Origin of the sequence: Pseudomonas putida (assembly GCF_001941965.1) — a bacterium.
Classification (GTDB): domain Bacteria; phylum Pseudomonadota; class Gammaproteobacteria; order Pseudomonadales; family Pseudomonadaceae; genus Aquipseudomonas; species Aquipseudomonas putida_L.
Genome location: NZ_MKZO01000056.1, coordinates 1 through 8,997, shown reverse-complemented (window position 1 = coordinate 8,997; position 8,997 = coordinate 1). Strand labels below are relative to the sequence as shown.

Genomic DNA, 8,997 nt, shown 5'->3' with positions numbered 1-8,997 from the left:
CCAGCTTCTTCATGCGATACAACCGAGTCAGGCTCCACAGCCACAACAATTACTTGTCGCCGATAGCTATGGAGCAGCAGGCGGCCTGATCACCGTAATCGGTGTCCGGAAAAACTTGACCAGAACAAGCCAGCTCCCACAGGGACCGTGTGGGGCTTGCCGGCGATGAGGCCCGTGAGGTCACTGATGCACGTGACCGTGCTTCATCTCCGGCTCACCCTCGGTCAAGGACCGCACAGGCGCCTTGATCTCGAGGTTTTCCTTGTTGCCCTTGGCATCCTCGATCACCAGGGTCAGCGGCACTTCCTGGCCTTGCTTGAGCTGGTGCGTCAGGCCCATCAGCATCACGTGATAGCCGTTGGCATCCAGGCTCACCGCCTTGCCGGCCGGCAGGTCGAGGCCGTTGACCGGGCCCATGGTCATCACGTCGCCGTTCATCTTCATCTCATGGATCTCGACGGTCCTGGCGACCGAGGACTGCACGGCAACCAGCCGGGCATCGGTATCCGAGGTGAGGGTCATGAAGGCACCGGACGTCGGCTGGTTGGCCACGGTGGCACGGGCCCAGGCATTTTCCACGGTGGTTTGCGCCAACGCCGGCAAAGCGGCGCCACACAGGGCCAGGACGGCCAGGGTTTTACGAACAGGCAGCATCAGCAGATCTCCATCAGGGTCAGCAGGTCTTCGGCGCACTCTTTCGCGGTCAGCGAATGGGACAGGCCCAGGTGCAGGCGACCGCGGGAGTCGAAGACGAAACTGGTGGACGAGTGCGACACGGTGTAGCTGTCGCCCAACGGCACCTTCTCGTAGAACACACCGAACTCCTTGGCGGTGGCCGCGATCTGTTCCGGGGTGCCGGACAGTGCGGTGAAGGTCGGGTCGAAGGCCTTCACATAGTCTTCGAGTATCTGCGGCGTATCGCGTTCCGGATCGAGGGTGATGAACACCACCTTGAGGAAGTCGCCATCGCGGCCCATCAGTTTCTTGATCTGCACCGCACGCGCCAGGGTGGTCGGGCAGATCGCCGGGCACTGGGTGAAACCGAAGAACACCATCGGCATCGAGCCGTAGAAGCTCGACAACGCGTAGGTATCGCCGTGGACATCCTGGAGCTTGAAGGAGCGGCCGAGGATCTTGTTGCTCAGGTCCTTGCCGTACTTGAAATCGAGCTTGGGCGAAGTATCGCAGCCGGTCAGGGCCGCAAGCCCCGCCAGGCCGAGCCCGGCGAGAACCGTACGCCGGGTCAGTAGATCATTCATGTAACCATCCTTTGGGGAGGGTGCACGCTTGCGCAGGGAAGCCGTTTGTTTCCGGCTTTTCACGGGGCGGCATTTTCGCACGCAAGGGAGGGAGGGGCCAGCGCAGGGCGCCCGAAGGGTGCGGCGTGGTGTCGCAGAAGGTGACGTAAAAACGTAACAAGGCATTAAACAATCTGTGCCGATTCCGTCAACAACACCGGACAAATCCGACAAATTACACACATTTGTCACAAATCGGCCCGCTTCCTGCTGTCGTCCCGCCGACGCATCGCCAAGATGCCAACGCCTACCGACACACAAGGACAAGTGCCGTGCTCAAACCACTCGCCATCGCCGTCGCCCTCGGGTCCGCCCTGCTGCCTTTGGGGGCCGGGGCCTACGACTACGGGGACTACGCCAGCCAGACCCTCGACCGCCTGATCCACGAGTATCCCGGCCGCTACCGCGGTACCGCCAGCTTCGCCGGCGCCGCCGACTGGATGCAGGCGCAACTGGGCTACGGCTATCAGACCCGCCGCCAGGACTTCACCTGGGCCGGCAATCGCAGCTCGCAGAACGTCATCGCCTCCGCCGCCGGGACCAGCAGCAACTACGTGGTGCTCGGCGCCCACTTCGATACCTACTTCGGTCGCCCGACTCTGCAAGGGCTGGACGACAACGCCTCAGGCGCCGCAGTGCTGACCGAAATCGCCCGCAACCTCGGCGGCGTGCAGCTGGAAAATGGCCTGGAAGTGGTCGGCTTTGGTGCCGAGGAGGAAGGATTGCGCGGTTCGCGGGCCTATGTCGCCTCTCTGGACGATAGCCAGCGCGCCAACCTGCTGGGGATGATCAACCTCGACAGCCTGATCACCGGCGACAGGATGTATGCCCACGCCGGCAGCAATGCGGTCGCCAACCCGGCCCTCGGCGCCTACCGCGACCAGCTGTTGCGCATCGCCCAGGAACTGAAGATCGACCTGTTCACCAACCCCGGCCTCAACGCCGATTACCCCGCCGGCACCGGCTGTTGCAGCGACGGCGAAAGCTTCGAGGGGCTGAACGTGCCAGTGCTGTTCATCGAGGCGACCAACTGGGAGCTGGGCGATCTGGACGGTTACGAGCAGACCGACAACCCGGCGATCCCGGGCGGCTCTACCTGGCACGATCCCAACGAAGATAATGAGACCGTGCTTACCGGCGCCTTCGGCCAGGAGCGTATCGACCAGCGCCTGCGGGATTTTTCGCGCCTGCTGACGCGCCTGGTGCTGGAACTGACCAACGCCGACCTGCTCGCCTCCACCGCCTCGGGCGGGGCCATGGCGCGGCAGATGGAAGACCAGTTGCAACGCCAGCACCAGGCCATGACGCGCCTGCATGACCGACGCTGGCTGAGCTTGCTGGGCAGCGAGCGGGCCGTGGGTACGTTCGATGGCGAGGTTGGCGTGGAAGGCGAAGTGTCGCCGGACAGTGGCTTCGACATGGCGGGCAATCCCGAGTCGAAGCGCGTTGGCGTGCATGTGCTGGGCGACTACCGCCTGAGCGATGCCGCGAGCGTCGGTGCCAGTCTGAGCTTCGAGCGCAGCCGCGACAGCCTGGACCATGGTGGCCGGGTCGAAGGCGACACCTGGCAGGTCGGCGTGTTCGGCTTGCTCAACGATGGCGGTCCTCAGTGGCTGGCGGGTGAGCTAAGTGGCGGGCATACCCGTTTCGACACGCGGCGCTCGGTGTTCATCCAGGCCAATGGCGGGCCGGTGTTGCTGGACCAGCGGCTGTCCGGGGATACCTCGGCGCTGTTCTGGGGCGCGCGGGTCGAGGGTGGCTATGACTTCGACATCGGCGGTTTGAAGACCGGGCCGCTGGCCGGGCTGGATTACGTTCATTACCGCATCGACGACTTCAGCGAGGACGAGGCGCTGCGCACCGCGCTTGGGTACGAGAAACAGGATTACGACGCGCTGGAAGCCAGCCTCGGCTGGCGCCTGCATGGCCAGCTGGGGCTTGGCGCCGGGATGGTGGTCAAGCCTTACGCCAGCGTGCGCTGGGTGCGGGAACTGGCGGAGGGGCGGCTGGACGAGATCGATCTGACGGCCCGGGCCGACGGGCGGGTGCGGGTGGCTGAACCCGGAGACGTCGACAAGAGCTTCGGGCGCGCGCAGCTTGGGGCACAGTTGAGGGTGACCGAGCAACTGGGGGTGTTTGCCGAGGCCAATACCCGGTTTGCCCATGATGAAGGGAATCAGGCGGGGTATTCGGTGGGGGTGCAATGGATGTTCTAAGCATCCAGTGATGTGGTGAACTTTCGGGCCTCATCGCTGGCAAGCCAGCTCCCACAGGGTTCGGCAGCGCCGCGGACACTGTGGGAGCTGGCTTGCCAGCGATGAGGCCATTAAAAACAACACAAAATCCGCCTATTCTTCACCTGTCAGCCATTCACCCCAGACAGCCCACCATGCCCCGCCTCATTCTCCTGACCCTGGCCCTGTTCCTCACCAGCACCCAGGCCGCCGGGCCCTGGCACCTGGCCCACGAAGAAGCGGGCATCCAGGTCTACCTGCGCGACGTCCCCGGCTCGAAATACCAGAGTTTCCGCGGCGTCACCACGATCAAGGCCGACGTGCGCACCCTCAGCGATCTCCAGGAAAACCTCCGGGTCGCCTGCAAATGGCTCTACGCCTGCGCCGACATGCGCCTGCTGGGCGTGGAGGGCGCCGACACCTTCGTCTACCTCACCACCGCCCTGCCCTGGCCCGCCGGCACCCGCGACATGGTGCTCAAGGTGCACAGCGAGCGCAGCGATGACGGCAGCCTGACCCGTGAACTCAGCGCCCTCCCCGGCCGTGTCCCGCGGGAACCCGGGCAGGTCCGCGTGACCCAATTGCAAGGCATCTGGCGCATGGTCCCCAAGGGCGAACGGGAAACCGAGGTCACCTACGAAATGCAGGCCGACCCTGCCGGCGACATTCCGGCCTGGCTGGCCAACCAGTTCGTCATCGACGCGCCGATGATCACCCTGAAAACCTTGCGCGCCGTGGCCGAGCGCCAGGGCATTCACAGTGCGGATGACACCGCGCATCCCATTCAATAATCAAATACCACGAATTCCAACATTTAATTTGTGGATGCACCGCGATGCTCATACTGTAGAGCGGCAGCCCCGGTAGAACGGCCGTTACAGGCGGTCCCGGGGTCACAACAACAAACATCCGAGACTGTCCATGTCCAAATCCTACTTCGCCCCTCACGGCGGGCACCCGGCTCAGACCGAGCTGCTGACAGACCGTGCGATGTTCACCGAGGCCTACGCGGTCATCCCCAAGGGCGTGATGCGTGACATCGTCACCAGCCACCTGCCGTTCTGGGACAAGATGCGCATGTGGGTCATCGCCCGCCCGCTGTCCGGTTTCGCCGAAACCTTCTCGCAATACATCGTCGAAGTTGCCCCGGAAGGCGGCAGCGAGCGTCCTGAGCTGGACAAGAACGCCGAAGCGGTGCTGTTCGTCGTCGAAGGTGAAGTCGACATCACCCTGCAGGGCAAGAACCACACCCTGAAGCCTGGTGGCTACGCCTTCATCCCGCCGGCGGCCGAATGGAGCCTGCGCAACAACAGCAACGCCAACGTCACCTTCCACTGGATTCGCAAGCACTACGAAGCCGTGGAAGGCCTGGCGCATCCGGAAGCGTTCGTCACCAACGAACAGGACATCGCTCCGATCCCGATGCCGGGCACCGACGGCGCCTGGGTCACCACCCGCTTCGTCGACATGGCTGACATGCGTCACGACATGCACGTCAACATCGTCACCTTCCAGCCGGGCGGCGTGATTCCGTTCGCTGAGACCCACGTCATGGAACACGGCCTGTACGTCCTGGAAGGCAAGGCGGTATACCGCCTGAACCAGGACTGGGTCGAAGTGGAAGCCGGCGACTTCATGTGGCTGCGCGCCTTCTGCCCGCAGGCCTGCTACTCCGGTGGCCCTGGCCCGTTCCGCTACCTGCTGTACAAGGATGTGAACCGCAACGTGCACCTGACGCTGAACCCGAAGCGTTGAGTGCTGTTGGGCTCGCAGCCTGAATGAGAAAGCCCGCCGGTGGATGGCGGGCTTTTTTTATGGGTGTCTGTGAGGGCCCCATCGCTGCAGCGACTCGGACCCTGTGGGAGCTGGCTTGCCAGCGATGAGGCCCTCAAGGTCAACACTTACTCCTGATCCAGCAACCCCGCCAGCACCACCCCCAATTCCTTCACCATCGGCTCCGCCGTCGGCCGATGCACCACCACGATCTCATAGCTGTCCACCACCGGCAGCCCATCCCCGTCACCCAGCACCCGATGATCCCCGGTCACCGCCCGCGGAGGCAGCAGGCTGATACCCATCCCGTCCGCCACCGCCGCCTGGATCCCGCTCAAACTCGAACTGGTGAACGCAATCCGCCAGCGCCGCCCCAGCCCTTCCACGGCATTGATGATCTCGTCGCGGTACAGCCCACGAGGCGGAAAAGTCACCAGCGGGATCGGGTCCAGTTGCAGCGCCGGGTTCTTCGTGCTGTCGATCCAGGTCAGTTCCTCCGCCCAGTTCGCCACCCCTTCCCGGCCATTGCGCCGCTGCTTCAACAGGACCAGGTCCAGCTCACCGTTGTCGTAGCTCTGGGCGATATCCCGGCACAGGCCGCTGGTGACTTCCAGCTTGACCTCGGGATGCTTGCGGTTGAAGGCGGACAAGGCGTTGGTGGTGCGGCCCCCGACGAAGTCCTCGGGCACGCCAAGACGCACGGTGACGCCAACGGTCGCGCCAGCCAAGGCTTCGAGCATCTGGTCGTTCAGCGCCAGCATATGGCGGGCGTAGCCGAGCAGGGTCTGGCCGGCATCGGTGGGCAGGACCTCGCGGTTGCCGCGTTCGAGCAAGCGGTGACCGACCATGTCTTCCAGGCGACGGACCTTCTGGCTGATGGTGGATTGGGTTGAATGCAGGCGGGAGGCAGCGGTGGTGAAGCTGCCGCAATCGGCGACCACGACGATGGCGCGCAGGAGGTCGAGGTCGAAGAGGGTTCTAGTGGGTTTTGCAATGGGCGGCATGGGGGCATTTACAGAATGAATGACCCCCGAGGTTTTAACACGCCCTCACGCCACCTGCGAGCCCTGCAGGAACAGATGCCGCTCGACATCCCGCCGCTTGACCATCTGGATATCCGGACGGCCTCGGACCTGGACCCATTTGGAGAACTCCGCCGCCGCACGTTCGAATTCACCGGCATTGACGTGGCGGATCAGGATCGAACTGCGGATGCGCGCGATGCCATAGTCGAACATCAGCATCAGCAGCGCGTCCCATTGCCCCTGGCTCACCGGGACCTGCAGCATCCCGGCCAGCTGGGTCTCGAAGCGACCGAGTTCATGCTCCAGCTTGGCGTCGGCCTCAGCCTGGGTGATCTCCATGCCCTCGCTGACATCACCATAGTGGGCATAGCCGATGAACCAGGTGCCGGCAGTGTCCTGCCGGGCTTTGAGGGTCAGGCCGTTACGGCGTTTGATCAGGTCCAGGCCCGTCGGGGACAGTCGCATGTGCCAGCTCCTTGCAAGAAAGTGAGGGACAACGTTCGGCCAAGACTACTTCAGACATGGGGCAGCGTGATAGCACTAAGCCGCTACTTATCGCCGCACCTGGCGCAGACCTCAGAAACGGACTTTCATCCCCACATACCCCGTCCGCCCCGGCGCCGGTTCGTAGTAGCGCCCGCCACTGTCATTGATCCGCAGATTGTCGTAATAGCGCCGGTCCGTCAGGTTATCCAGCCCGGCATACGGCTCCACATTCTCCGCCCAGCCCTTCAACTGTAAGCCCACCCGAAGGTTGACCAGCGCATAACCGCTGACCCGGGCGGTATTGCCGCTGTCGGCGTATTGGCGGTCGTACACCGAGGTATTGACCCGTGCGTACCAGTTATCGCGACTGTAGGACACCTCACCGAACAGGCTTTGCACCGGAATTCCGGGCAGACGATTACCGTCGGCATTTTCAAAGCTGCGGTAGGTGTAGTCGTTGAGGCTGTAGGCGGTGCTCAGTTGCCAGTGCTCGTCAGGCTGCCAGCGGGCGCTGAGTTCCAGGCCGTCGCGGCGGGTGGAGCCGGCGTTGCGGTAGAAGGTGCGGCCATCGACGTAGGGCACCAGTTCGTCGCGGGTGTCGATGCGGTAGACCACCGCTTCGTAACGCCAGTGTGCGGTTTCGCCCTTGAAGCCGATCTCCTGGTTGAGCGCTTCCGCCGGCTCCAGGCTGCTGTTGAATCCACCGCCATTGGGGTTGGCGAGTTCGCTGACGGTCGGGGTCTCGAAAGAGGTCGCGACACGGGCATAGATCGTGTGGGACGGATCCAGCCGGTAACTGAGCCCGACGCTGTAATTGAGGTCGCGCAGGTTGCGCTTGCCGGAGTCGTCACCGTCCCGCAGGTAGCGGTCGTCGACGCTCAGGCGCACCGTGTCATGACGCAGGCCGAGGCTGAGCAGCCAGTCGTCGGTGAGTTCGGTCTGGCTTTCGACGAACAGACCAAGGCTGCGGGCTTCTTCACGTTGACGGGAGGTCAACGCACCCTTCTCTCCGCCGACGATATTGTTGTTGCGATCCCGATCATCGCGCAGGGATTCAAGGTCGCCGCCGAAGGTGAGCTTGTGCCTGAGGCCGAACCAGTCGGCGACATGGGTGTAGTTGGCGCCAATACCGCCAAACAGGCGCTCGTAACTGGTCTGGCCGTTGGCCGCCAGCGGCAGGCGATTCTCGAAATCGCGCTGACCGACATAGCTGCGAATCTGGTAGGTATCTTCCCCCAGCGGCTGACCATCCCAGACCAGCGACAATCGTTGTTGGCGGATGCGTTCGTCGGAGTCGAAGCTCAGGCTTTGCGGACGGGCCTGATTGCGATCGGCACGAACCTGATCGAGCGTCAGCCCACCCGGATCCTCCGACCGATTGTCGAGGGCGTGCAAGGTCAGCCCCAGACGCCCTGTCTCGCCCCACCAACGCAGCTTGCCGGTCAGGCTGTTGGCTTCACTGGTGGCATGCTGTCGATAGCCATCGGACTGGGTCGAACTGACCGCCGCCAGGGCGCCAAAATTGCCCTCGGTACCACTGGCCTCGACGCTCTGCCGGCGGAAACCGTAGCTGCCGAAACTGACATCACCGGACACCCCCGGACGGTCGCCCGGCTCGCGGGTCTCGATCGCCAGCACGCCGCCGGCACCATTGCCATAGAGCACGGCGGCGGGCCCACGAAGGACTTCCATGCGCTCGACCAGGCCGAGGTCGAAGCCGTCCAGTTCGGTCTGGCCATCGGGCATGGTCAGCGGTACGCCATCCACCAGCACGCGAATGCCGCGCACGCCGAAGCTGGAGCGCGAGCCGAATCCACGGATTGCCGGACGCAGGCCCTGGGCGGCGTTGTAGCGGCTTTGCACGACTACGCCTGGCACGCTGGAGAGCAGGTTGCCCAGGGTCAGCGCCTGTTCGCCGCGGCTGTCGGCGGTATCGACGACGCTGGCGGACAAGGCCGCCTGGGCCCATTCGTCGCCGCTGCGGGTGGCGCTGATCACCACGGGGTCGACTTCGCTCGGAGTGTCGGCAAAGGCGCCGGTGCTGGTCAGGAGCAGTGCGCCAAGGGCAGCACGGCGGTGTGCGGCGCGTTGCCGCTCGTTGTTGTTCATAGGACGTTCCATCGAGGCCGGCAAGGTGGGGCTGAGTGGACCATAAACGGGCGGGTGGGCATAGGGCTATCA

Annotated in this window: 8 protein-coding genes; 3 read left to right on the top strand and 5 right to left on the bottom strand. The window is 64.0% G+C overall.

The window, feature by feature from the left end; all coding sequences use genetic code 11:
• Positions 1 to 180 precede the first annotated feature (180 nt).
• Positions 181 to 660 (bottom strand): copper chaperone PCu(A)C, encoded by a 480-nt coding sequence (locus PSEMO_RS25625; RefSeq protein ID WP_178392059.1) that lies wholly within the window; start codon positions 658 to 660, stop codon positions 181 to 183.
• Positions 654 to 1,259 carry an SCO family protein gene (locus tag PSEMO_RS25620; RefSeq protein WP_075805757.1) on the bottom strand — a complete coding sequence of 202 codons (606 nt, stop codon included), beginning with the start codon at positions 1,257 to 1,259 and terminating at the stop codon, positions 654 to 656. Before PSEMO_RS25620 ends, PSEMO_RS25625 begins: the two co-directional genes overlap by 7 nt.
• 311 nt (positions 1,260 to 1,570) lie before the next feature.
• Here PSEMO_RS25620 and PSEMO_RS25615 point away from each other — a divergent pair, with 311 nt between their 5' ends.
• The 3 genes from PSEMO_RS25615 to PSEMO_RS25605 all read left to right on the top strand — a co-directional run bounded on the left by PSEMO_RS25615 (position 1,571) and on the right by PSEMO_RS25605 (position 5,287).
• A complete protein-coding gene (locus PSEMO_RS25615; protein WP_075805756.1) occupies positions 1,571 to 3,514 on the top strand; it encodes an autotransporter outer membrane beta-barrel domain-containing protein in 1,944 nt (647 codons plus the stop codon).
• A gap of 173 nt (positions 3,515 to 3,687) precedes the next feature.
• Positions 3,688 to 4,323, top strand: coding sequence for an START domain-containing protein (locus tag PSEMO_RS25610; RefSeq protein ID WP_075805755.1), 636 nt, complete (start codon positions 3,688 to 3,690; stop codon positions 4,321 to 4,323).
• A gap of 130 nt (positions 4,324 to 4,453) precedes the next feature.
• Positions 4,454 to 5,287: a bifunctional allantoicase/(S)-ureidoglycine aminohydrolase gene (locus tag PSEMO_RS25605; protein WP_075805754.1), complete on the top strand. Its 834-nt coding sequence runs from the start codon at positions 4,454 to 4,456 to the stop codon at positions 5,285 to 5,287.
• A gap of 146 nt (positions 5,288 to 5,433) precedes the next feature.
• On the opposite strand, the gene PSEMO_RS25600 is transcribed toward PSEMO_RS25605, so the two are convergent.
• The 3 genes from PSEMO_RS25600 to PSEMO_RS25590 all read right to left on the bottom strand — a co-directional run bounded on the left by PSEMO_RS25600 (position 5,434) and on the right by PSEMO_RS25590 (position 8,925).
• On the bottom strand, positions 5,434 to 6,309 hold the full coding sequence (locus tag PSEMO_RS25600; protein WP_075805753.1) for a LysR substrate-binding domain-containing protein: 876 nt from the start codon (positions 6,307 to 6,309) through the stop codon (positions 5,434 to 5,436).
• A 45-nt stretch (positions 6,310 to 6,354) separates the two neighbouring features.
• On the bottom strand, positions 6,355 to 6,795 hold the full coding sequence (locus tag PSEMO_RS25595; RefSeq protein ID WP_075805752.1) for a lysozyme: 441 nt from the start codon (positions 6,793 to 6,795) through the stop codon (positions 6,355 to 6,357).
• 111 nt (positions 6,796 to 6,906) lie between these two features.
• Entirely contained in the window at positions 6,907 to 8,925 is a 2,019-nt protein-coding gene (locus tag PSEMO_RS25590; RefSeq protein WP_075805751.1) for a TonB-dependent receptor family protein, read from the bottom strand.
• Between the last annotated feature and the right edge of the window lie 72 nt (positions 8,926 to 8,997).